Origin of the sequence: Streptomyces rubellomurinus, from assembly GCF_000961885.1 — a bacterium.
Lineage (GTDB): Bacteria > Actinomycetota > Actinomycetes > Streptomycetales > Streptomycetaceae > Kitasatospora > Kitasatospora rubellomurina.
Genome location: NZ_JZKH01000004.1, coordinates 120,288 through 142,260 on the forward strand (window position 1 = coordinate 120,288; position 21,973 = coordinate 142,260).

22 protein-coding genes are annotated in these 21,973 nt (G+C 72.8%); 14 read left to right on the forward strand and 8 right to left on the reverse strand.

Going from position 1 to position 21,973, the window contains the following annotated elements; genetic code table 11:
- Positions 1-158 precede the first annotated feature (158 nt).
- Entirely contained in the window at positions 159-1,964 is a 1,806-nt protein-coding gene (locus VM95_RS45065) for an acyl-CoA dehydrogenase family protein (protein WP_279616810.1), read from the forward strand.
- 37 nt (positions 1,965-2,001) lie between these two features.
- On the opposite strand, the gene VM95_RS03705 is transcribed toward VM95_RS45065, so the two are convergent.
- On the reverse strand, positions 2,002-2,751 hold the full coding sequence (locus VM95_RS03705) for a FadR/GntR family transcriptional regulator (protein ID WP_045692524.1): 750 nt from the start codon (positions 2,749-2,751) through the stop codon (positions 2,002-2,004).
- A 256-nt stretch (positions 2,752-3,007) separates the two neighbouring features.
- Between VM95_RS03705 and VM95_RS03710 the strand changes: the two genes are divergently transcribed.
- From VM95_RS03710 to VM95_RS03730, 5 genes are read left to right on the forward strand one after another with little or no spacing between them, the layout of a single operon-like run.
- Positions 3,008-4,624 (forward strand): amino acid permease, encoded by a 1,617-nt coding sequence (locus tag VM95_RS03710; RefSeq protein WP_078859568.1) that lies wholly within the window; start codon positions 3,008-3,010, stop codon positions 4,622-4,624.
- Positions 4,621-5,979, forward strand: coding sequence for a glutamine synthetase family protein (locus VM95_RS43550; RefSeq protein WP_045692526.1), 1,359 nt, complete (start codon positions 4,621-4,623; stop codon positions 5,977-5,979). The genes VM95_RS03710 and VM95_RS43550 overlap by 4 nt, the downstream gene beginning before the upstream one ends.
- A complete protein-coding gene (locus tag VM95_RS43555; RefSeq protein WP_045692527.1) occupies positions 5,976-6,719 on the forward strand; it encodes a gamma-glutamyl-gamma-aminobutyrate hydrolase family protein in 744 nt (247 codons plus the stop codon). Before VM95_RS43550 ends, VM95_RS43555 begins: the two co-directional genes overlap by 4 nt.
- Positions 6,716-8,089 carry an aldehyde dehydrogenase family protein gene (locus tag VM95_RS03725; RefSeq protein ID WP_045692528.1) on the forward strand — a complete coding sequence of 458 codons (1,374 nt, stop codon included), beginning with the start codon at positions 6,716-6,718 and terminating at the stop codon, positions 8,087-8,089. Before VM95_RS43555 ends, VM95_RS03725 begins: the two co-directional genes overlap by 4 nt.
- A complete protein-coding gene (locus VM95_RS03730; protein WP_244178612.1) occupies positions 8,086-8,862 on the forward strand; it encodes a 3-oxoacyl-ACP reductase in 777 nt (258 codons plus the stop codon). The genes VM95_RS03725 and VM95_RS03730 overlap by 4 nt, the downstream gene beginning before the upstream one ends.
- Positions 8,863-8,921: 59 nt before the next feature.
- Here VM95_RS03730 and VM95_RS42265 read toward each other — a convergent pair whose 3' ends face one another.
- The 4 genes from VM95_RS42265 to VM95_RS03745 are packed head-to-tail and all read right to left on the reverse strand — an operon-like array spanning position 8,922 to position 11,546.
- Positions 8,922-9,083, reverse strand: a complete 162-nt coding sequence (locus VM95_RS42265; RefSeq protein WP_157881985.1) for a hypothetical protein — start codon at positions 9,081-9,083, stop codon at positions 8,922-8,924.
- Positions 9,084-9,115: 32 nt separating this feature from the next.
- Complete coding sequence (locus VM95_RS03735) at positions 9,116-10,036, reverse strand: ABC transporter ATP-binding protein (protein ID WP_045692529.1); 921 nt, start codon at positions 10,034-10,036, stop codon at positions 9,116-9,118.
- Positions 10,033-10,845 (reverse strand): hypothetical protein, encoded by an 813-nt coding sequence (locus VM95_RS03740; RefSeq protein ID WP_045692530.1) that lies wholly within the window; start codon positions 10,843-10,845, stop codon positions 10,033-10,035. Before VM95_RS03740 ends, VM95_RS03735 begins: the two co-directional genes overlap by 4 nt.
- Positions 10,842-11,546 (reverse strand): hypothetical protein, encoded by a 705-nt coding sequence (locus VM95_RS03745; protein WP_045692531.1) that lies wholly within the window; start codon positions 11,544-11,546, stop codon positions 10,842-10,844. Before VM95_RS03745 ends, VM95_RS03740 begins: the two co-directional genes overlap by 4 nt.
- A 176-nt stretch (positions 11,547-11,722) precedes the next feature.
- Between VM95_RS03745 and VM95_RS03750 the strand changes: the two genes are divergently transcribed.
- The 6 genes from VM95_RS03750 to VM95_RS03775 all read left to right on the forward strand — a co-directional run bounded on the left by VM95_RS03750 (position 11,723) and on the right by VM95_RS03775 (position 16,802).
- Positions 11,723-12,874, forward strand: coding sequence for a sensor histidine kinase (locus VM95_RS03750; protein WP_208615394.1), 1,152 nt, complete (start codon positions 11,723-11,725; stop codon positions 12,872-12,874).
- Complete coding sequence (locus VM95_RS03755) at positions 12,871-13,536, forward strand: response regulator (RefSeq protein ID WP_045692532.1); 666 nt, start codon at positions 12,871-12,873, stop codon at positions 13,534-13,536. The genes VM95_RS03750 and VM95_RS03755 overlap by 4 nt, the downstream gene beginning before the upstream one ends.
- A gap of 22 nt (positions 13,537-13,558) precedes the next feature.
- Entirely contained in the window at positions 13,559-14,410 is an 852-nt protein-coding gene (locus tag VM95_RS38495) for a helix-turn-helix domain-containing protein (protein ID WP_052707122.1), read from the forward strand.
- The gene (locus VM95_RS03765; RefSeq protein WP_045692533.1) at positions 14,407-14,700 is read left to right on the forward strand and encodes a putative quinol monooxygenase; all 294 of its coding nucleotides are present in this window, start codon (positions 14,407-14,409) and stop codon (positions 14,698-14,700) included. The genes VM95_RS38495 and VM95_RS03765 overlap by 4 nt, the downstream gene beginning before the upstream one ends.
- Before the next feature lie 149 nt (positions 14,701-14,849).
- Complete coding sequence (locus VM95_RS03770; RefSeq protein WP_045692534.1) at positions 14,850-15,410, forward strand: carboxymuconolactone decarboxylase family protein; 561 nt, start codon at positions 14,850-14,852, stop codon at positions 15,408-15,410.
- Between the two features lie 693 nt (positions 15,411-16,103).
- A complete protein-coding gene (locus VM95_RS03775) occupies positions 16,104-16,802 on the forward strand; it encodes an alpha/beta fold hydrolase (protein ID WP_045692535.1) in 699 nt (232 codons plus the stop codon).
- Between the two features lie 42 nt (positions 16,803-16,844).
- On the opposite strand, the gene VM95_RS03780 is transcribed toward VM95_RS03775, so the two are convergent.
- On the reverse strand, positions 16,845-17,753 hold the full coding sequence (locus VM95_RS03780; RefSeq protein WP_244178613.1) for an NAD(+)/NADH kinase: 909 nt from the start codon (positions 17,751-17,753) through the stop codon (positions 16,845-16,847).
- Between the two features lie 234 nt (positions 17,754-17,987).
- Here VM95_RS03780 and VM95_RS03785 point away from each other — a divergent pair, with 234 nt between their 5' ends.
- Positions 17,988-18,347: a UBP-type zinc finger domain-containing protein gene (locus VM95_RS03785; protein WP_045692536.1), complete on the forward strand. Its 360-nt coding sequence runs from the start codon at positions 17,988-17,990 to the stop codon at positions 18,345-18,347.
- Between the two features lie 5 nt (positions 18,348-18,352).
- Here VM95_RS03785 and VM95_RS03790 read toward each other — a convergent pair whose 3' ends face one another.
- Positions 18,353-19,306, reverse strand: coding sequence for a DUF5996 family protein (locus tag VM95_RS03790; RefSeq protein ID WP_045692537.1), 954 nt, complete (start codon positions 19,304-19,306; stop codon positions 18,353-18,355).
- 194 nt (positions 19,307-19,500) lie between these two features.
- On the opposite strand from VM95_RS03790, the gene VM95_RS03795 reads away from it, so the two are divergent.
- Positions 19,501-21,339 carry a glycoside hydrolase family 15 protein gene (locus VM95_RS03795; RefSeq protein WP_045692538.1) on the forward strand — a complete coding sequence of 613 codons (1,839 nt, stop codon included), beginning with the start codon at positions 19,501-19,503 and terminating at the stop codon, positions 21,337-21,339.
- Here the strand turns inward: VM95_RS03795 and VM95_RS03800 are convergent.
- Positions 21,314-21,907: a MarR family winged helix-turn-helix transcriptional regulator gene (locus tag VM95_RS03800; RefSeq protein ID WP_063773444.1), complete on the reverse strand. Its 594-nt coding sequence runs from the start codon at positions 21,905-21,907 to the stop codon at positions 21,314-21,316. The genes VM95_RS03795 and VM95_RS03800 overlap by 26 nt on opposite strands.
- Positions 21,908-21,973 lie beyond the last annotated feature (66 nt).

Below are 21,973 nucleotides of genomic sequence, written 5' to 3' on the forward strand. Positions count from 1 at the left end.
GTGACCAAGGGCGAGGTCGGTCTCTTAGGCAGGACATGACGACGACTCCCAGCGGCCTGGCCCGGCGCGAATCCACGTACTGCCCTTCCCCGTTGACCTTACGTCCGCTCTCTGACGCCCCGTCGCCCGCGCCCGCGGCCGCGCCCGCTGGCCGTTCCGTGAGGGCCGAGCTGACCCGGCTGCTCTTCGCCGCGGACGAAGGCTCAGGGCACCGCGCCTGGCGGGCGTTGGCCGCCGACCCGGCCCTGCACCCGCGGACCGGGGACAGCGGCACCGAGCGGATCGCCGACGCCTACCGGCGGTTGCGGCTGCTCAACGGGCGTCTGGACGCCGCTGCGCTGGCCGCCGACCCGGCCCGGCTGGCGGCACTGCACGAGTGGACCAGCACCGTCGACGGAGCACTGACCGTGCTCACCGGGATCCACTACAACCTCTTCCTCGGCAGCCTGCTCGACCACGACCCCAACCCCAAGAGCCCGCTCGACGGGTACCTCCGGATGGACCGCGTCGGCACCTTCCTCTGCACCGAACTCGGCCACGGCAACGACGCCACCGCGCTGGAGACCGTCGCCGACTACGACCGCACCGACCGCACCTTCACCCTGCACACGCCCAACCCCGGTGCCCAGAAGTTCATGCCCAACACCAGCGCGGCCGGGGGCCCCAAGTCCGCCGTCGTCGCCGCGCGCCTGCGCGTCGACGGGCGCGACCACGGCGTCTTCCTGTTCCACACCCCCCTCGTCGACGCGACCGGACCGCTTCCCGGCGTCACCGTCCGCGCTCTGCCGGTGCGGCCCGGAAGCCCGGTCGACCACTGCCTCACCTCCTTCGACCGCGTGACCCTGCCCCACGACGCCCTGCTCACCGGCGCGCACGGCCGACTCGCCGACGACGGGACGTTCACCAGCGCCTACGGCAGCCGCAGGAAGCGCTTCCTCACCGCGATCGGCCGGGTCACCGCCGGCAAGCTCTGCATGAGCGCCAGCGCCACCGGCGCCGCCCGGTCGGTCCTGGCCATCGCGGTCCGTTACGCCCACCACCGGGAGATCTCGGGTGTCCGGCCGGAGCAGCGTCGCCCGCTGTGGAGCCTGCGCACCCACCACGGTCCGCTGCTCGCCGGCCTTGCCACCGTCTACGCGATGACCGCGCTGCACCGTGCGGTCGTGACCCGGTGGACCGGGCACGACACGGCCGACCCGGCGGACCGGGATGCCGCCGAGCGGCAGGTCGCCATCGCCAAGGGGTGGACGACCTGGCAGGCCCGCGACCTCATCATCGAGGCCCGGGAGCGTTGCGGCGCCCAGGGGCTGCTGCCGGTCAACGGGATCATCGAGGCCGCCGCCGACATCGAGGGCACCATCACCGCCGAGGGCGACAACCTCGCACTGTGGGCCAAGGCGGGGGCGGAACTGCTCCTGGAGGCAGGGGCGGACGGCGCGGCGGACGAGCCCGGACGAGGCGGTGACGACGGGACCCGCCCGGGCCGACCCGCCGACCTGGCCGACCCGGCGGCCCGGCAGGCCCTGTTGCGGACGGCCGGGCACCTGCGGCTGGCCCGCGCCAGGATCCGGCTGCGCGAGGTGCCCGTCAGGGACGGCGTGCGCCGCTGGAACTCCGCCGCCCCGGACGCCCTCGCCGCCGTCACGGCCCGGGCCGAGTGCGACGCCGCAGCAGCCCTGCTGGCCTGGACGGACGCCGCCACCGAGCCCCGCACCCGGGCCGTGCTGCTCGACCTGCACCGCCTGTTCACCCTGGACCGGATCGCCACGCACGCGACGACCCTGCTCGCCGCCGGCGTCCTCACGGCGGAACAGGCCGGGGTGCTTCCGGAACTGCAGGAACGATCAATCGCACGCCTGGCCGGACACGGCCGCACGCTCGTGGACGCCTTCGACCTGCCCGAGGCGCTCATCGCCAGCCGTCCCATCGCCACCGCGGGGTACCAGGACGCCTTCGCCTCGTGATCCGTCCGGCCGCGCCCGCCGGCGAGGTCCACGGCCCTCAGGCCAGGAAGCCCCGCAGCAGGGCGGCCGTCGCGGCGAGGTGTTCCTCGGTGGCGCGGCGGGCGGCGTCGCCGTCGCCGGCGAGGATGGCGCGGACCATCGCGCGGTGCTGGTCGGCGGCGTGCGCGATGTTCCGGTCCAGCATGGGGATGGCGTTGAGGAGGTCGTTGAGGCGCATCCTGGCCTCGGCGATGGCCGTGGCGAGGGTGGGGGAGCCGGTGAGTTCGCCGATGGCGAGGTGGAAGCGCGAGTCGAGCTGGCGGTACTGCTCCTGCGGGGCCTGCTCCAGGTCGGTCAACCGGCTTTCCAGGTGGGCCCGTTGGTCGGGGGAGAGGGGGCGACGGGCGGCCGCCTCGGCGGCGCCGACCTCCAGGACATGACGGTAGGTCAGCGCGTCCTCCAGCGCGCCGCCCAGGTCGCGGGCGGCGCGGCGCAGGTCGGCGACGTCCGGCGCGGGCATCCGGTAGGTGACGAAGGTGCCGCCGTAGCGGCCGCGGCGGGGCTCGACGCAGCCGGCCTGCTGCAGCGTGCGGAGCGCCTCGCGCAGGGTCTCCCGGCTGACGCCGAGCCGGGCGGCGAGGTCCCGTTCGGCGGGCAGGCGGTCGCCGAGTCCGAAGACGCCGAGCTTGATCGCCTGGAGCAGCCGCTCGACGGTCTCCTCGAAGGCGTTGCCGGTCCTGACCGGGCGGAAGATCGCCCCGGCCTGCCAGTCGAGCCGCGCTCGGTCGAGCGGTTCGTCCTCGTCCACGCCGGAATCGTACCTACGAACGGGTTTCCCGCACTCGTTCCCTTCTCGCTCTTGACGCGGCCCCGATCCAGCCGGAACGATGCTGCTCACCCACCCCAATGGTCTGGTTCCGGGCCATTGAAGAGCTGTCCTCGAAGTGCTGTCCCCGAAGTGCCGTCCTCGAAGAGCCGTCCGACCGTCGAACCGGCCGGGGGTGCCGCGCCACGCCGTCGTGGCCCGGTGCTCTCCGGCACACCCTCAACCCCCAGGGGTGCCCATGACCGACGCACGCTCACCCGACCACCCTGCCCCCGAAGTGTTTCCGGCGAACACCGCCCCCGTTTCCGCTCCGGTTTCCGCCGACGCTCCCACTACCCCCGTCTCCGCCCCCGTTTCCGCCGACGAGGAGCGGCTCCGCGAACTGGGCTACACCCAGGAACTGGCCCGCTCGATGTCGGGCTTCTCCAACTTCGCCGTCTCCTTCTCCATCGTGTCGATCCTCTCCGGCTGCCTGACCCTGTACGGAACGGGGATGAAGACCGGAGGCCCGGCCCTGATCGTCTGGGGCTGGCCGGTGGTCGGCCTGCTGACGCTCTGCGTCGGGCTGGCGATGGCCGAGATCTGTTCCAGCTACCCGACGGCCGGCGGGCTCTACTACTGGTCCGCCAAGCTGACCCGCACCCGCGGCCCGGCCTGGAGCTGGTTCACCGGCTGGTTCAACTTCCTCGGCCAGGTCGCGGTGACGGCCAGCGTCGACTACGGCGCCGCCTTCTTCACCAACGCGTTCCTCACGCTCCGCTTCGGCGTCGAGGCCAGCCCCGCGCACACCATGGAGATCTTCGCCGTCATCCTGCTGGCGCACGGCCTGCTCAACACCTTCGGGGTGCGCCTGGTCGCCGTCCTCAACAGCGTGTCCGTGTGGTGGCACCTGGTCGGCGTCGCGATCATCGTCGGCGCGCTCGCCTTCCTCCCCGACCGGCACGCCTCCGTCTCCTTCGTCCTCACCGAGTTCGTCAACCAGACCGGCTTCCACAGCCAGTTCTACGTCGCGCTGCTCGGCCTGCTGATGGCCCAGTACACCCTCACCGGCTACGACGCCTCCGCCCACATGACCGAGGAGACCCAGGACGCCGCCCGCTCCGGCCCGCGCGGCATCGTCAACGCCATCACCGTCTCCCTGGTGGCCGGCTGGATCCTGCTGCTCGGCATCACCTTCGCGATCCGCGACTACGACGGCGCGCTCAACAGCGACACCCAGGTCCCGCCCGCACAGATCTTCATCGACGCGATCGGCGCCGGCGGCGCCGAGTTCCTCCTGCTCATCGTGATCGGCGCCCAGTTCTTCTGCGGCATGGCCTCCGTCACCGCCAACTCCCGCATGATCTACGCCTTCTCCCGGGACGGCGCGCTCCCCGGCTCCCGCCTGTGGCACCGCATCGACCCGCGCACCCAGACCCCGACCAACGCGGTCTGGCTGGCGACCGGCGGCGCACTGCTGCTCGGCCTGCCCGCGCTCTGGAACACCACCACCTACACCGCCGTGACCTCCATCTCCGTCATCGGCCTCTACATCTCCTACGTCATCCCGGTCTACCTGCGGCTGCGCCAGGGCGAGGACTTCCCCCGCGGCCCCTGGCACCTCGGCCGGTGGAGCCGGCCGATCGGCCTCGTCGCGGTCGGCTGGACCGCGGTGATCACCGTCCTGTTCATGCTCCCCACCGCCAGCCCGATCACCACCGAGAGCTTCAACTACACCCCCGTCGCCGTGGCCGTCGTCGTCGGCTTCGCCGGACTGTGGTGGCTGGCCTCCGCCCGGCACTGGTTCACCGGGCCCCACGTCCAGGGCACACCACCCGAAACCGGCGCACGCGACACCGAACTGGAGGTCCGATGACCAGCCCCCGGCTCACCCTCGACGAACTGCGGGACCGCGTCGCCGACGGGTCCGTCGACACCGTCGTGCTCGCCATGACCGACATGCAGGGGCGCCTGCAGGGAAAACGCGTCGCCGCCGAGTACTTCCTCGCCGACGTCGTCCCCGGCGCCGCGGAGGGCTGCGGCTACCTGCTCGCCGTCGACGTCGACATGGACACCGTCGACGGGTACGAGGTCTCCTCCTGGGACGGCGGCTACGGCGACCTGACGCTGCGCCCCGACCTCGCCACCCTGCGGGCCGTCCCCTGGCACCCCGCCACCGTCATGGTCCAGTGCGACGTCACCCACCACGACGGCACCCCGGTCTCCGTCTCCCCGCGCCAGATCCTGCAACGCCAGCTGGACCGGCTCGCCGGCTACGGCTGGCAGGCCCACGCCGCCACCGAGCTGGAGTTCATCGTCTTCCGGGACAGCTACGAACAGGCCTGGGACAAGGACTACACCCGCCTCACCCCGGCCAACCAGTACAACGTCGACTACTCCATCCTCGGCACCGGCCGGATCGAGCCCCTGCTGCGCAGGCTCCGCAACGACATGGCCGGCGCCGGCCTCACCGTCGAGTCCGCCAAGGGCGAATGCAACCTCGGCCAGCACGAGATCGCCTTCAAGTACGCCGACGCCCTCACCACCTGCGACAACCACGCCGTCTACAAGACCGGCGCCAAGGAGATCGCCGCCCAGGAGGGCTGCAGCCTCACGTTCATGGCGAAGTACGACGAACGCGAGGGCAACTCCTGCCACATCCACCTGAGCCTGCGCGACGAGCACGGCGCCCCGGTCTTCGCCGGCGACCGGCCGCACGGCTTCTCCCGCACCATGGAGCACTTCCTCGCCGGACAGCTCGCCTGCCTGGCCGACTTCGCCCTGCTGCTCGCACCCACCGTCAACTCCTACAAGCGCTACGTGCCCGGCAGCTTCGCGCCCACCGCCATCGCCTGGGGCCGCGACAACCGCACCTGCGCCCTGCGCGTGGTCGGCCACGGCCCCTCGCTGCGCTTCGAGAACCGCGTCCCCGGCGGCGACGTCAACCCGTACCTCGCGGTCGCCGCCCTGATCGCGGCCGGACTGCACGGCGTCGAGCAACAGCTCGAACTCGAACCGGAGTTCACCGGCAACGCGTACACCTCCAACGCACCCCGGGTGCCCGCCACCCTGCGCGACGCCGTCGACGCCTTCGAGCGCAGCGCCGTCGCCACCGAGGCCTTCGGCAAGGACGTCGTCCGGCACTACACCCACGCCGGACGCACCGAACTCGCCTCCTACCAGCGGGCGGTGACCGACTGGGAACGGCGCCGCGGATTCGAGCGGCTGTGACCGGCGACGACCGCCGACCACCGCTGATCGGCATCACCGGCTACCAGGACGACGCCGCCTGGTCCGTCTGGAACCAGCGCGCCTCCCTGGTGCCCCAGACGTACGTCGACGCCGTCGTCCGCGCGGGCGGCACCCCGGTGCTGCTGCCACCGCAACCCGGCGGGGTCGGACACCTGCTCGACGTCCTGGACGGGCTCGTCCTCGCCGGCGGACCGGACATCGACCCGGCCCGCTACGCGGCGCCCGCCGATCCGCGCACCGGCCCGCCCCACCACACCCGCGACGACTGGGAGAGCCGGCTCCTCGGCGCCGCCCTCGCGCGGGACCTGCCGGTGCTCGGCATCTGCCGCGGCATGCAGCTGCTCAACGTCGAACTCGGCGGCACCCTCCTCCAGCACCTGCCGGACGGGAGCCACCAGATCGTCCCCGCCCGCTTCGTCCGCCACCGGGTCGGCCTGGTGGACGGCAGCCGGCTCGCCGCCGTCCTCGGGGCGGCCACCGAGGTCTCCTGCTACCACCACCAGGCCGTCGACCGGCTCGGCGCCGGTCTGCGGGCCACCGCCTGGAGCGCGGACGGCACCGTCGAGGCGATCGAACTGCCGGGCCGCCGCTTCGCGTTGGGTGTCCAGTGGCACCCCGAGACCGACCCCGACGACATACGCCTCTTCCACGCCCTGACCGCCGCCGGCCGCACCACCGCGAGCCGCACCACCGCCACCCCAGGGGAGACCAGCCCATGACCGAACCGGACCTCCACGAGGTCGTCAACCCCGCCACCGAGGAGGTGATCACCACCGTCGAACTGGCCGGCCTCGCCGAAACCGACGCCGCCGTCGCCCGCGCCCGCGCCGCGTTCGACACCTGGCGCCGGGTGGCGCCCGCCGACCGGGCCCGGCTGCTGCGCGCCTTCGCCGCCGCCGTCGACGCCGACCGGGAGCACCTCGCCGCCCTGGAGGTCGCCAACGCCGGCCACACCATCGGCAACGCGCGCTGGGAGGCGGGCAACGCGCGGGACGTCATCGAGTACTACGCCGCCGCGCCCGAGCGGCTGTTCGGCCGGCAGATCCCCGTCGCCGGCGGCATCGACGTCACCTTCCAGGAGCCGATCGGCGTCGTCGGCGTGATCGTGCCCTGGAACTTCCCGATGCCGATCGCCGCCTGGGCCCTCGCCCCGGCGCTGGCCGCCGGCAACACCGTCATCGTGAAACCGGCCGAACTCACCCCGCTCACCGCCCTGCGCCTCGGCGAACTCGCCCTCCGGGCCGGGATCCCCGAAGGGGTGCTGCAGATCCTGCCCGGACGCGGCCCGGTCGTCGGACAGCGCTTCGTCACCCACCCCGACGTGCGCAAGGTGGTGTTCACCGGCTCGACCCGGGTCGGCAAGGAGATCATGGCGAGCTGCGCGGCCCAGGTGAAACCCGTCACCCTCGAACTCGGGGGCAAGAGCGCCAACATCGTCTTCGCCGACGCGGACCTCGCCAAGGCCGCCGCGACGGCCCCCTACGCCGTCTTCGACAACGCCGGCCAGGACTGCTGCGCCCGCTCCCGGATCCTCGTCGAGGCGTCGGTGTTCGAGGACTTCATGGCGCTGCTGGAGCCCGCCGTCCGCGGCGTGCGGGTCGGCGACCCGGCCGACGAGAAGACCGAGATGGGCCCGCTGATCTCTGCCGCCCACCGGGCGCGGGTCTCCTCCTACGTCCCGGACGGGGCCGCGGTCGCCTTCCGCGGCAGCGCCCCGGACGGGCCCGGCTTCTGGTACCCGCCGACCGTGCTCGCGCCCGTGCGGGACGACGACCCGGCCTTCACCGAGGAGATCTTCGGACCGGTCGTCACGGTCGTCCCGTTCCGCGACGAACAGGACGCCCTGCGCATCGCCAACGCCACGGAGTACGGCCTGTCCGGCTCGATCTGGACCAGGGACGTCGGGCGCGCCCTGCGGGTCTCGCGCGGCGTCGACGCCGGCAACCTGTCCGTCAACTCGCACTCCTCGGTGCGCTACACCACGCCGTTCGGCGGCTTCAAGCAGTCCGGCCTCGGCCGCGAGCTCGGCCCGGACGCCCTCGACGCCTTCACCCAGACCAAGAACGTCTTCATCTCCACGGAGGAATGATCAGCATGACCCAGCGACTCGACGGCCGGGTGGCCGTCATCACCGGCGCGGGCAGCGGCATCGGCCTGGCGACCGCCCGCCGCTTCGCCGCCGAGGGAGCGAAGGTGGTCTGCGCCGACCTCGACCCCGAGAGCGGCGAGAAGGCCGCGAACGAGGTCGGCGGCCTGTTCGTCCAGGTCGACGTCACCGACGAGGACGGGGTGCGCGACCTCTTCCAGCGGGCCGTCGACGAGTACGGCCGGCTCGACATCGCCTTCAACAACGCGGGCATCTCCCCGCCGGACGACGACTCCATCCTCACCACCGGCCTGGACGCCTGGAAGCGCGTCCAGGAGGTCAACCTCACCAGCGTCTACCTGTGCTGCAAGTACGCGATCCCGCACATGCAGCGCCAGGGCAAGGGCTCGATCATCAACACCGCCTCCTTCGTCGCCGTGATGGGCGCGGCCACCTCGCAGATCTCCTACAGCGCCTCCAAGGGCGGCGTGCTGGCCATGTCCCGCGAGCTGGGCGTGCAGTTCGCCCGCGAGGGCATCCGCGTCAACGCGCTCTGCCCCGGGCCGGTCAACACCCCGCTGCTCCAGGAGCTCTTCGCCAAGGACCCGGAGCGCGCCGCCCGCCGCCTGGTCCACATCCCGCTCGGCCGCTTCGCCGAGCCCGAGGAGATCGCCGCCGCGGTGGCCTTCCTCGCCTCCGACGACTCGTCGTTCATGACCGCCAACACCTTCCTCGTCGACGGCGGAATCTCCGGCGCCTACGTCACCCCGCAGTAACACCCCCCGGCCCCGGCTCGCCCGCCCCCGCCCGCTCGGCGGGGGCGGGCGAGCCGCACTCAGCGGCTCCTGCGGCGGTCGCGCAGTAGGCGGACGAGGTAGAGGGGGACGCCGATGGCGGCGCCGAGGATGAGGGCCCACTCCGCGAAGAAGGGGAAGCCGGGGTGGAAGCCGGTGGTGTCGGCGGCGGCCAGGGCGGTGGTGAGTGGCTGCTGGGGCATCGTCTGGTCCTCGGGTGTCGACGGGGCTGGGGTCAGCCGACGCGGAGGTCGGGGCCGGGCTGGGTCCGCTCCGGGGCGGTGCCGTGCATCAGGGCGATGTAGCCGTCCTCGACGGTGGCGCTGACGCGCTCCGCGTCCGGGGCGGGGCTGGTGGGGCTGATGACCCGGTACGTGGTGCCGGTCGAGCCGGGGGTGACGTTGACGGTGGGGAGGCCGGGGGGCGGGGCGGTGGCCGGCTGGGTGAGGTGCCACACCATGCCCTCGGCGCGGGTGGCGAGGTCGCCGATGGCGCCCTGGAAGGCGACCTGACCGCGCTCGATCACCACGACGTTCGGGCAGGTCTGCACGACGTCGTCGACGATGTGGGTGGAGAGCAGCACCGTCCGGTCGCCGGCCAGCCTGGCGAGCAGGGCGCGGAACCGCAGCCGCTCCTCGGGGTCCAGCCCCACGGTGGGTTCGTCGACGATCAGCAGCCGGGGGTCGTTCAGGATGGCCTGGGCGATGCCCACGCGGCGCTTCATGCCGCCCGAGTAGCCCTTCACCTTCCGGTGGGCGACATCGCCTAGCGAGACCAGTTCGAGGACCTCCTCGACGCGGGCGCGGCGGGCGCGCCGGTCGGTGATGCCCTTGAGCAGCGCCATGTAGTCGAGGAACTGGCGGGCCGTCAAGTCGGGGTACAGGCCGAGCTCCTGGGGGAGGTAGCCGGTGGTGGCCCTGACCTCCTGGCGCCGGCCGCGCGAGGTGAGCTCGGTGCCGTCCACCGCGACGCTGCCCGAGTTCGGCAGCAGGACTCCGGTCAGGACCCGCATGAAGGTGGTCTTGCCTGCTCCGTTGGGGCCGAGCAGACCGACCATGCCGACGGGCAGGCGCAGGCTGATGCCGTCGAGGGCGCGGACCTCGCCGCGCCGGAAAGTGACGGTCAGATCGGTGATGGTCACGTCGGGCGCGGTCATGACGGGTTCCTCCGTGTGAGCACGAGCTGGGTGATCATGAGGGTGGCGAGCGCCATGAGCAGCAGGAAGGCGATGCTGAGGACGGCCTCGCCGCCGGTCGGGGTGATTCCCCGCTGCCTGGCGTCGAACAGGGTGCCGTGGAACCAGGCGCCGGCCGGGTACTCGCCGATGGCTTCGAAGGGCGTGCCGGCGGGGGTGGGGATTCCGAAGCGCGGGCCGACCATGTTGCCCCAGATCCAGTAGCCGAACACGCCGATCCGGTAGAGCACGGGCCCGGTCAGGTACGGGACGGTGACCGAGCAGGCCGAGATGAAGACCAGCCCGGGCAGGACGATGGCGGCGAACGCCGCGAGGCCGACCGGGATCACCCCGGCTCCGTGCCGGGCGGTCAGATAGCCGAGCAGGCCCACCCAGGCGACGGCGACCGGTGTGATGGTCGCCGCGCCGGCGCCGATGGCCTTGCCCCACAGGCGCGGGCCGATGCCGGTGGGCGTCGAGGCCAGGAGGTCGTTCAGCTCCAGCCGGGACTCCCGCCGGGCGCGGTCGGCGAGGACGGCGCCGACGCCGATCGGGCACAGCATGACGAAGTTGCCCGCCCAGTCCGCGACCAGGAAGGGCAGGTCCGTCGAGCTGGTGAAACCCGGCGGGAAGGGCGACGCGCAGCGCAGCGCGATCAGCCCGAGCACGACCACCCAGACCGCCGGGCGGCGCACCTGCATCAGGTACTCGTAGCGGGCGGCCGCGACGGTCTTCGCCCACCAGCCGCGAGCTGCGGTCGGCGGGGTGGTGCGCTGAAGGACGGTGGTCATGCGGTCTCGCTCCCCACGAATCGTTCGGGACGCCCCAGCAGCAGGCCGGCCGCGATCACGGCGGCGACGCCGACGGCGGGCAGGGCGATGCGGTTGACGGTCCATTCGTGCGCCGGGACCTTGGCGTCGACGCCCAGGAACAGGTACTGCGCCCGCAGCACCGGGTGGTCCAGGACGGCGCGCTTCATCAGGTCCTGGGCCAGCCAGATGCCCCCGATCAGGCCGGTGGCGGCGCCCGGGCTGCGCAGGCCGATGGCGATGAGCATCGCCAGGGCGACCAGCCAGAGCATCGGCGGGGCCCACACCAGGACGTAGCCGCCGGTGCCCTGCCCCTCGGGCCATGCGTCCAGGGCGCGGAACACGACGGCGTCCACCAGCGTGACCAGGGCCGCCGGGACCACCACCAGGCCGACCCGCAGGAACAGCACCCGGCGGTAGACCGTGCTGGTCATGACCAGCTCGGCGCCGGGATCACGCCCCACGATCGAGGAGGCCGCGACGGCGGTGCCGAGCGGGGCGAAGCCCGCCAGGACGGCGCCCGCGGCGAGGTCGAGGTGCTCCGCGGCGGCCCCGGTGGCACGCATGACGATCACCAGGATCGCGCCGCCCAGTGTTGCCGCCAGCGCCGTCACCGGCGCGGCGATGCCGATGATCCGCAGCTCCAGCCGGAGGCGGTCCCAGGTGGGCCGGTTCACGTCCACCTGCCGGCTCGTACGGGCCCCGCCTCGCCGCGGGGTGTGTCGAGGTCTCGTTGCATGCCGTCAAGCCTGCTCACGCCGACCGCGGGCCGTACCGGCCGAAAGTACGGAACGGGCGGATCGGAACGGTCCTTTCGGCCGGTACACCGGCCGTGCCCCGGTTCCGTAGTCTGAGCGCCGTGAGGATCAGGGAACGGCTTGCCGCACTGGGCGCACGGGCCGCCGGACGAACCGATGTCCTGCTCGGGCTCGCCTTCGCGGCGGTGCTGGCAGCGACGGCCTACCTGCGTGCCGACGCGGGGCGCCGGGACTGGCTGCTCGACTTCGGCCTCAGCGCGGTGGTGTGCCTCGCGGCGCTGCTCCGGGGGCGCGACCGGCTGGTCGCCGCGTCAGTCGGCCTGGCCGCCGCGGCTGCCGCCGTCCTCGCCTCCAGCAGGGGGTTCCTGACCGATCAGCCCGGCGTCGCCGCGTCCTTGGCGCTGGCCGTCCTCGCCGGCTCGGCGGTGCGGGCGCTGCCGCCCCGGCGAGCCGTGGCGGTCGCCGCCGCCGGACTCGCGGTCACGGCACTCGGCCGGCTCGCCTCCACCTCGACTGCCGTCGGCTCGTTCCACGCCGGCGTCAAGGGCTGGTCGGTCGGCCTCGGTACGGGGCTCGCCCTGCGCTTCCTGGAGCATCGCCGCCGGGCCACCGTCGAGGCGGTACGGCGAGACGAACGCCTGGCCCTGGCCCGGGAGTTGCACGACGTCGTCGCCCACCACGTCGCCGGCATCGTGATGCACACCCACGCCGCCCGGATCATGCTCCGCAAGCAGCCCGACCACCTCGCCTCCGCCCTGGCGGACATCGAGCGCTCGGGCACCGACGCCATGGACGCGATGCGACGGGTGGTCGCCCTGCTCCGCGACGCGGAGGACGGCGCCGCCGTCACCGCCGGGCCGGAGCAACTCGTCGACCTGGTCCGCCGCTTCGAGGAGCACGGACCGGCCGTCGACCTCCGGCTGCCCACCGGGCCGACGAGCTGGCCGCCCGTGGTGACCACCACCGTGTACCGGGTCGTCCAGGAATCCCTGACCAACATCGTCCGCCACGCCCACGGCGCTCGCGCCGTCACCGTCACCATCGACCAGGGCCGTCCGGACCTCACGGTCGAGGTCGGCGACGACGCTCCGTCGCACCCCTCGAACCGCCCCTCCCCGCGCGGCGGCTACGGCCTGGTCGGCATGCGCGAGCGCGTCGAGGCGCTGGGCGGTACGCTCGACGCCGGCCCGCGGCCCGGCACCGGCTGGACGGTACGGGCCAGCCTGCCCCTGCGAGCCGGAGACCGTCGATGAGCATCAGCGTCCTGCTCGCCGACGACCAGGCCATGATCCGGACCAGCCTGCGCCTCATCCTGGAGGACGAGCCCGACATCACCGTCGTCGCGGAAGCACGCGACGGCGCCGAGGCCGTCGCCCTGGCCCGCCGACTGCGGCCCGACGTCTGCCTCGTCGACATCCGCATGCCCCTCCTCGACGGCATCGACGTCACCCGCGCACTCGCCGGCCCGGGCATCGCCGACCCGCTGCGGGTCGTCATCGTCACCACCTTCGGACTCGACGAGTACGTCCACGGCGCCCTCCAGGCCGGAGCCCTCGGCTTCGTCCTCAAGGACGGCGACCCCACCCTCTTCACCGCCGCCGTGCGGGCCGCCAGCGTCGGGGACGCCCTGATCTCCCCGTCGATCACCCGGCGCCTGCTCCGCGACCTCGCCGCAGTCGGAACCCCGTCCGCCCGCCGGCCCGACACCCCGCTCACCGACCGGGAAACCGAGGTCATCCGCGCTGTCGCCCGGGGCAGCACCAACCAGGAGATCGCCGCCGCCCTCTTCATCTCCGTCAGCACCGTGAAGGGCCACCTCGCCGCGATCCAGCACAAGCTCGGAGCCCGCAACCGCAGCGAGATCACCGCCTGGGCCTGGGAATCCCGCCTCATGCCGGGCAGCGCCGGCCGATAGCACCGGCGCAACGGGGGGAACCATGCGAATCGCGCACGCGTCACCGGAGCCGGCTCTGCGGGCCTTCGTCGAGCGGTACTGGTGGTGCGAGGGGGAGGCCGGCGACCTTCCGCTGCTGCTGCCCGGAACGGGCGCCGAACTGTGGATCCACTACACGGGCGGGGTCGAGCCGTGCCCGGCGGACGGACTGCCGCCGCGGCCGCTGCCCGCCGCGCACCTGGTCTGCCTGCGGCAGACGCGCTGGTCACTGACCTCGCGCGCGGCAGTCGGCTTCGTGGCCGTCCGGTTCCGGGCCGGTGCCCTGCGCCACTTCCTCGGCCCGGGCATCGACGACGTGGCCGACCAGGTGGTGAGCGCCGCCGACCTGTGGGGCCCGGCGGGCCGGCGGATGACCGACGAGGTGCGCCTGGCCGCCGATCCGGGCGCTCGCACGGACGTCCTCGACCGCTTCCTCACCGGGCTGCTCGACGGCCACCACCGGGCCGACGCGTGGATGGACGCCGCGGTGCGCCTGGTGTACCGCAGCCCCGGCGACCTGCGGATGGACGCACTGGCCGAGCGGCTCGGGGTCGGCGCCAGACGGCTGCAGCGGGCCTTCCCGCCGGCGGTCGGGGCGGGCCCGAAAGGGTTCCAGCGCCTGGCCAGGTTCCAGAAGCTCACCCGCGCCCTGCTGCTGGAGGACCAACGCCGTTATCTGCCGGCCGCGTTGGGCGCGGGCTTCTACGACCAGAACCACTTCATCCGGGAGTTCCGGCACTTCACCGACCAGCGCCCGACCGCACTGCTGGGCCGGGGACTGTCGCATTTCTACTATCAGCCGCTGCGCGATCCCGGCCAGGCTGGGCACCGACTCGGAGAAAGGGAAGTGCGATGACCATGGTGGTGGCGATCCTGCAGGCCAAGCCCGGGCAGGAAGACACTCTCGAGGAAGCCCTGCGTGAGGTCGCGGCGCGCTCCCGGGAGGAGCCGGGGGCGATGGCCTACACGGTCGGCCGCCGGCAGGGCGGCCGGTTCCTGGTCGCGGAGCGGTACGCGGACCGCGCGGCGTGCGACGCCCATTTCGCCGCCCCCTACGTGACCGGTCTGCTGGCGCGCTTCCCGGAGCTCCTGGACGGCGAACCGCAGGTCGAACTCACCGACGTCGTCACCGGCTTCGTCCGCTGAACGTTCGCCCACTGAACGTTCGCCCACTGATCATCCGTCAGCTGAACGTTCGTCCGCTGAAGTACGCACCGAGCCCGCCGGCCGTCCTGCGGGGATGGGCAGTGGTCCCGCCCCGCACAGGAACCGGACACCAGAGGAGGAGTGACGGTATGCCCCGCATCGAACCGCTCGACCCGCCCTACCCCGCACCGGTCGAGCAGGCCCTCCGGCGATGGATGCCGCCCGGTGTCGAACACGAACCACTGGCACTGTTCCGGGTGTTGCACCGGAACCCGGACCTGGCGTCACGCATGTTCGCCCTGGGCGCCGGCCTGCTGGCCCACGGACTCCTCCCCGACATCGATCGCGAGATCGTCATCGCCCGCACGACCGCCCGCGCCGGTTGTGCGTACGAATGGGGCGTTCACGCCGCGGCCTTCTCCCAGCAGGTCGGGCTCACCTCCGAGCAGGTCCGGGCGACCACCGACGCCGACCCCACGGCCCGGGCCTCATGGCAGCCCCGGCACGCGGCGCTGCTGCGCGCGGTCGACGAGCTCCACGACGCCGCCCGGCTCTCACCGACCGCCTGGAACGACCTGCGCGAACACTACGAGGAAGCCCAGCTCCTGGAGTTCCTCGTCCTGGCCGGCTGGTACCGGACCATCAGCTACCTGGCCAACGGACTCCTCCTGGACGAGGAACCCTGGGCAACCCCGTTCCCGGCCCGCTGACCCGGGAACCCGGGGACTGCCGCAGCGGGCGGGCGGCGTACGGGTGTCGGCCGGTCGACGCCGGCCCGCACCCCGAGAGCGTGCGGACGGGGCCGCGCCGCCGTCGCCCTACGGGGCTCCCTCCTGCTGCCGGCGCATCCACTCGGCCACCGCCCGCTCGGTCTCCGCGAGTTGGTCGGTCGGGCTGAACTGCAGGAGCTCCGTGCCCGCGTCCACGTACGGGCGGTGCCCCGGCGGCACGTAGAACGCGTCGCCGGTCTCGTACGTTCCTCGTGGTCGGCGAACGCGAAGCGCGTGCGCCCGGCGAGGACGTAGCCCCAGTGCGGGCACCGGCACGCCCCGCCGGGCAACGACTGCAGCGGGCCGTCGAGATCGGCGTCGGCACCGAAGGAGACGAACTCGACCGTGTAGCCGTCCATCTCCTCGCGGCGGTCGACCACCGGCCCGTACTCCTCGACCCTGGACGCCGTCTCCTTGGACACCTTCGGCATGGCGGTCCTCCCTCACCACGTGGGCACCGGTGCGTCTGCCCCTGTATCGAGTCGACCACCCGGACGGGCGAGCCGCATCCGGACCATCCCGCCCCCCGGCGGCCCGGGGCAGGGGGTGCTCGCCGATTTTCGGCTCCCTCCCGTCACGGCGGCCACGTCTACCGTTGGTCGAAAGGCGGCCGAGGCGGACGTGGAGACGGCGATGAGGGTCGTGTTCGTGCACGGGGCGTGCGTGCGGGACGGGGCGTGGTGGTGGCACCGCACCGCAGAGCTGCTGCGGGAGCGGGGGGTGCTGAGCGTGGCCCCGGCGCTGCCGAGCTGTGGCGAGGCGGGCCGGCCCGGCGGCGTCGGCGGTCCGGGGCTCTCCGAGGACGTCGCGGCGGTGCGGGGGGTGCTGCAGACCGGCGACGAGCCGACCGTTGTGGTCGCCCACAGCTACGGCGGCATCATCACCGCGGAAGCCGCCGCCGGCGTCGGGTCGGTACGCCACCTGCTGCTGGTTTCCAGCTACCTGCCCGAGGTCGGGCAGAGCCTGTCGGAGTTCGGGGACGGCGGCCCCGCCCCGTTCCTCGACATCGACTCCGACGCCGGCACCTTCGGGGTTCGCCCCGAGCTGCTGGTGGACACGTTCCTGCAGGACTGCGACCCCGAGGTCCAGGCGCGGGCGGCGGACCACCTCGCCCGGCAGAGCCTGCAGGTGACCGGGCAGCCGGTCGGGGCGGCCGCATGGCAGCAGGTGCCCTCCACGTACCTCGTCTGCGCTCAGGACCGCGGCACCCCGCCGCGCCTCCAGCGCGAGTTCGCCCGCCGGGCCGGCAAGGTCGTCGAACTCGACGCCGGCCACCACCCGTTCCTCTCCCGGCCCGGTGCGGTCCGGGACCTGGTGCTGAATCTTGCGTAGCCCACGGGGGCCGCAGGCGGATTGCCCCACGGGACCGGGGGGTCAGCCGTGTTCCGCCGAGCCGGTGAGCCGGAGCTTGCGCTGGGCGCGCTGGTAGAACGTGGTCCGGCCGAGTCGTACGACGTGGGCCGCGGCGGGCAGCATGGTCACCTCGACGACGCCGCCCGGTGCGACGCGGCCGACCAGGCGACCGTCCGCCTCGACGGCGAGGTCGCCGCTGTGCGGCAGGACCTCCAGCTCAAGTCGCTCGCCGCTGGAGAGGAACACGGAGCGGTTGAAGGCGGCATGGGGCGCCACGGGGGTGACCAGCAGACCCTCCGCGTTGGGGGAGACGATCGGGCCGCCGGCCGAGAAGCTGTACGCGGTGGAGCCGGTCGGCGTGGCGACGACGACCGCGTCGGCGGTGTAGGCCACGAAGGGCTCGCCCTGGACCCGTACGGCGACCGCCGCGGACTTGTGCCCCGGGCTGCGCAGGAGCACGACGTCGTTGAGTGCCGTCTCCTGGGCGTCCCCGAAGCGGGCGTGCACGCCGGAGCGGGCCTCCACGGTGAAACGGTGGGCGTCGATGGCGTCCAGGGCGCCGGGGAGTTCCGGTATGTCGACCTCGGCGAGGAAGCCGAGGCGTCCGACGTTGACGCCGAGGACCGGTGCGTGGCCTCCCGTCGCGAGCCGCATGGCGCGCAGCATGGTGCCGTCCCCGCCGAGGCTGATCATCAGGTCGGCGCTCGTGGTCATCTCCTCGGCCTCGACCGGGATGGCGTCGCAGCCGATCCGCGCGACCTCCGCCGCCAGCCCCACGACCTTCGTCCCCCGGGCCCGGCTCCAGCGGACCACGGCCTCCACGATGGGCGCGCAGGTTCGCTCGGGGTGGAGGACCAGCCCCACTGTGCCGATGAATCCCATCCGGGGCACCTCGATGTCGGCCAGGCCACTGTTGCTCCCTCCAGTCACGCACAGACGGTCGGTACCTTCAAGGTCACCGCAGGCCCGCGTGATCACGTCGGGCGGCATCACCTCCCGCCCGCCGGGACGTCTCGACTCCGTACGACGTGACCGCCCGCTGCTGCTCGTGACGGAATCTCCGTGCGAGCCGGCTGGTTGGGATGCGGAGAGAGAGTCCGATGGCTTCGGCGTCCGACGTGCCGAACCGGCGCCCGGCGGAGCCTTCATCGGGAGGCGTGTGCGATGGCTGACAGCCCGATCCGCGGGATCGATCCCTCCGCGCGGCCGAGCGGGGACGGGTGCGTGGAGTGTCTGGCGGGGGACGGGCCGGGGTGGTGGTTCCACCTGCGGCGATGCGCCGAGTGCGGGCACATCGGCTGCTGCGACTCCTCACCCTCACGACACGGCACGAGGCATGCCCGAGAGGCGGGGCATCCGTTCCTGGCCAGCTTCGAGCCGGGTGAGGCGTGGCTGTGGAACGTCGAGACCGAGGAGTACTACGAGGGGCCGGAACTGGCGGCGCCCGCCGCGCACCCGGCCTCGCAGCCGGTGCCCGGCCCGTGGGGCAAGGTCCCTGCCGACTGGCAGCTGCACCTGCACTGACGCGGTCAGAGCGGCGGGGCCGACAGCCGCGGGTCCGTGATGCCACCCGGGCAGGCGAGTCGGCCGACGTCCCAGCCGGCCCGGGCGGCTCCGGCGCGGTACGCGCTCTCGTAGAAGGCGAGTACGGCCGCCCGCGGATCGGCCTCCGTGCGGGCCGCGTCGTAGCGCAGTACCGCCAGGTGGCTGTTGCCCAGCTCGACCCACCGTGCGGATGCGGGTGTGAGCGGGTCCTCGGCCAGGTGTGCGGGCTCGGGAGCCGTGTAGGAGTAGAAGGCCGGTTCGCCCAGGTTGGCGTCCCCGAACCAGAACCCGAAGCTGATCAGCTCCCGGGAGTACGCCTCGCGGGTCACCGGGTCCGTCTGCGCCGGCTGGTCGACGGCGCGTCCGGAGAACCGGGTGTGGGCGATGTCGAGTGAGTGCCAGAAGAGGTGGACGGGGCTGACCTTGCCCGAGAACCGTGCCGCGAACTCCTCCAGCACCAGCCCGACCTGGCCGAGTACCTGCCAGGAGCGGTTCGCCCAGACGGGATCGTAGGTCGCGTGCTCGAAGTCCTCCGCGAACGGCCGGCCGGAGTCGCCGGAGTCGGCCAGCCGGTAGGGCCGGGGGAGCGGGAGCTCCACCCGGACGCCCAGCCCTGCCAGGGTCTCCAGGGTCTGCCGGTAGAACGAGGCGACGGACTGGCCGAGGAGCGGGAACGACTCCGTCCTGCCGTCCGCCATCGCGACGACCAGCCGGTGGTCGACGAAGTCGAAGTCGATGGTGAAGACCGGGTTGCCGTCGACCTGTCCCATGGGCCGAGTGGTGATCCCGCGCCCGGTGAGATGGAAGGCGACGTTCCACCAGTGGTTGCGCCGCACGCTCGCCGCGAGGCGGATCTTGCCGACCACCTGGGTGAAGCGGTGCAGCGTCTCCTTGGTGCCTCGCCACTCGGCGAGCGGAATCGGCGGGAACATCTCCATCGCGCATCCCTCCTGCCGGTCGGCCGCAGTTCCATGATGACCACGGTCCTCCGGGCGTGCAGACGGAGGCCGGACCCGGCGGCAGACGGCCGTCCCGCCGGCCCCGACTGCGCACCGCCCGCCTGACAGCGGCCTCCGGCATAGCATGAAGAGGTTCGGCTCGACGCCCCGTACCCCTGGGTGAGGAGGCCGCCATGGCGCAGAACGGCAGCGGCGGATTCGGGCAGCTGGACGGTTCCCGGTACCTGCCGATCTCCGAGCACGGCGTCATCGGTGATCTCCGTACCGCCGCGCTCGTCGCCACCGACGGGACCATCGACTGGTACTGCTGCCCGCGCTTCGACGCGCCCAGCGTGTTCGCGTCCATCCTCGACGCGGATCGGGGCGGCTGCTTCGAACTGTGCGCGGACGTGCCGGCCCGCACCAGGCAGTTCTACTTCCCCGACACCAACGTCCTGATCACCCGGTTCTTCGCCGCGGACGGGGTGGCGGAGATCCAGGACTTCATGCCCGTCGTCGACGAGTCCCGCGAGGCGGACCGCCACCGGCTGATCCGGCGGGTGCTCTGCGTCCGCGGCGTGATCCCGTTCCGGGCGCGGATCGCCCCGCGCTTCGGATACGGCGCCGAGGAGCACACCGTGCACCTCGAAGGCCAACGGGCCGTCTTCCGCTCCCCGTCGCTCTCGCTCGCCCTGACCTCCACCGCGCCCCTGGAGCGCGCGGGCGTGGACGTGTGGTCGCACGTCAAGCTGCTGGAGGGCGAGTCCCACGTGTTCGCCCTCGACCGGATCGGTGACGGCGTCCCGGCCCGGCCGTGTCCGCGCGCCGAGGCGCAGGAGCAGGCCGAGGCGACCGTCCGGTTCTGGCGCCACTGGCTCGCCGGTTCGCGCTACCACGGGCGGTGGCGGGAGATGGTGAACCGCTCCGCGCTCCTGCTGAAGCTCCTCACCTACGCCCCGACCGGTGCGATCATCGCCGCACCGACCACCAGCCTGCCCGAGCGGATCGGCGGCGAGCGCAACTGGGACTACCGGTACGTGTGGGTCCGTGACGCCGCCTTCTGCGTCTACGCCCTCCTGCGCCTCGGGTTCACCTCGGAGGCCGAGGCGTTCATGGGGTTCCTCGGCGAGCGCGGCATCATGAGCGGCACCGGTGCGGGCGGCCCGCTGCAGATCATGTACGGCATCGACGGGCGCAGCGAGCTGCCCGAGTACGAGCTGCCGCACCTGGAGGGCCATCTCGGCTCCGCACCGGTCCGGGTCGGCAACGCCGCCACCGGCCAGCTCCAACTGGACATCTACGGAGCCCTGATCGACGCCGTCTACCTCTACGACAAGTGGGGCCAGCCGATCAGCAGCGCCGGCTGGGACGCGGTCGGCGCGGTGGCGGACTGGCTCTGCGACCACTGGGACCAGCCCGACGAGGGAATCTGGGAGACCCGCGGGGGCCGACGCGACTTCGTGTACTCGCGGCTGATGTGCTGGGTCGCGCTGGAACGGGCGATCCGGATCGCGAACCGGCGTGGCCTCCCCGCCGACCTGCCCCGCTGGCGGCAGGCCCGCGACGCGATCTACCGGCAGATCATGTCCCGCGGCTGGTCGGAGGAACGCGGCGCGTTCGTCCAGGGGCTCGACGACAAGGTCCTCGACGCGTCCTTGCTGATGATGCCGATGGCCAAGTTCATCTCGCCCACCGACCCCAAGTGGCTCGCCACCCTGGACGTGCTCACCTCGGACCTGGTCTCCGACTCGCTGGTCTACCGCTACGACCCGGAGTCCAGTCCGGACGGGCTCCGGGGCTCCGAGGGCACCTTCTCGATCTGCTCCTTCTGGTACGTCGAGGCGCTCGCCCGGGCCGGCCGGCTGGAGGAGGCCCGGCTGGCCTTCGAGAAGATGCTCACCTACGCCAACCACGTCGGCCTGTTCGCCGAGGAGATCGGCCGGACCGGCGAACAGCTCGGCAACTTCCCGCAGGCCTTCACGCATCTCTCGCTGATCAGCGCCGCGTTCAACCTGGACCGCGCCCTGGGCTGACGGTGACGTCGCAGGAGTCGGACAGGTCGGCTGATTCTTCTGAGTTGGCTGAGTCGGCGCCGATGTCGCAGGGCGGGCCGCCCGGCTCGCCCCCGGCGACGGCGCGGGCGAGCCGGGCGAGCTGGGCCCGGAGCACCTCGCGCTCGTCCTGGTCGATGCCGGAGAGCAGCTCGTCCTCCGCAGCCCGCACCTGCCGCCGCAGGTCACGGAGGGTCTCGATGCCCTGTCGGGTCGCGACGATCCTGCGCCGACGGCGGTCGGCGGGGTCGAGTCGACGCTCCACGAGGCCCGCCGCCACCAGGTCGTCGAGCAGGTAGGTCATCACCGTGCGGTCGATCCGCAGGTAGCCGGCCAACGCGATCTGGTTCGGCCCGTCGCCGTCGACCACGGCCGCGAGCGTCTGGAATCCGCGGGCGCCACGGGCGACGCCCGCGAGCACCGGAGAGACGGCCGTCCGGTAGGCGTGCGCCACCGCCATCAGCGAGAAGCCGAAGTCCTCCGCGAGGTCGGCGCACCCCGTGGCCGGCGCAGTCTGGGTCTCGCTGCCCGAATCGGGAATTCCTCCCATATCAGGAATGATAGGCGCCGGTCTGCTGTTGGCGAGATTGTCTGCTCAGCAGACGATCTGCCGGGC

Excerpts from the sequence above, each read along its gene's own strand:
- VM95_RS03775 (WP_045692535.1), top strand. The coding sequence starts at position 16,104 with ATGAGGGTCGTGTTCGTGCACGGGGCGTGCGTGCGGGACGGGGCGTGG.
- VM95_RS03725 (WP_045692528.1), top strand. The coding sequence starts at position 6,716 with ATGACCGAACCGGACCTCCACGAGGTCGTCAACCCCGCCACCGAGGAG.
- VM95_RS03735 (WP_045692529.1), bottom strand. The coding sequence starts at position 10,036 with ATGACCGCGCCCGACGTGACCATCACCGATCTGACCGTCACTTTCCGG.
- VM95_RS43550 (WP_045692526.1), top strand. The coding sequence starts at position 4,621 with ATGACCAGCCCCCGGCTCACCCTCGACGAACTGCGGGACCGCGTCGCC.
- VM95_RS03755 (WP_045692532.1), top strand. The coding sequence starts at position 12,871 with ATGAGCATCAGCGTCCTGCTCGCCGACGACCAGGCCATGATCCGGACC.
- VM95_RS03800 (WP_063773444.1), bottom strand. The coding sequence starts at position 21,907 with ATGGGAGGAATTCCCGATTCGGGCAGCGAGACCCAGACTGCGCCGGCC.
- VM95_RS03770 (WP_045692534.1), top strand. The coding sequence starts at position 14,850 with ATGCCCCGCATCGAACCGCTCGACCCGCCCTACCCCGCACCGGTCGAG.
- VM95_RS03790 (WP_045692537.1), bottom strand. The coding sequence starts at position 19,306 with ATGGAGATGTTCCCGCCGATTCCGCTCGCCGAGTGGCGAGGCACCAAG.
- VM95_RS03710 (WP_078859568.1), top strand. The coding sequence starts at position 3,008 with ATGACCGACGCACGCTCACCCGACCACCCTGCCCCCGAAGTGTTTCCG.
- VM95_RS03765 (WP_045692533.1), top strand. The coding sequence starts at position 14,407 with ATGACCATGGTGGTGGCGATCCTGCAGGCCAAGCCCGGGCAGGAAGAC.
- VM95_RS03795 (WP_045692538.1), top strand. The coding sequence starts at position 19,501 with ATGGCGCAGAACGGCAGCGGCGGATTCGGGCAGCTGGACGGTTCCCGG.
- VM95_RS42265 (WP_157881985.1), bottom strand. The coding sequence starts at position 9,083 with ATGCCCCAGCAGCCACTCACCACCGCCCTGGCCGCCGCCGACACCACC.
- VM95_RS03740 (WP_045692530.1), bottom strand. The coding sequence starts at position 10,845 with ATGACCACCGTCCTTCAGCGCACCACCCCGCCGACCGCAGCTCGCGGC.
- VM95_RS03730 (WP_244178612.1), top strand. The coding sequence starts at position 8,086 with ATGATCAGCATGACCCAGCGACTCGACGGCCGGGTGGCCGTCATCACC.
- VM95_RS38495 (WP_052707122.1), top strand. The coding sequence starts at position 13,559 with ATGCGAATCGCGCACGCGTCACCGGAGCCGGCTCTGCGGGCCTTCGTC.
- VM95_RS03785 (WP_045692536.1), top strand. The coding sequence starts at position 17,988 with ATGGCTGACAGCCCGATCCGCGGGATCGATCCCTCCGCGCGGCCGAGC.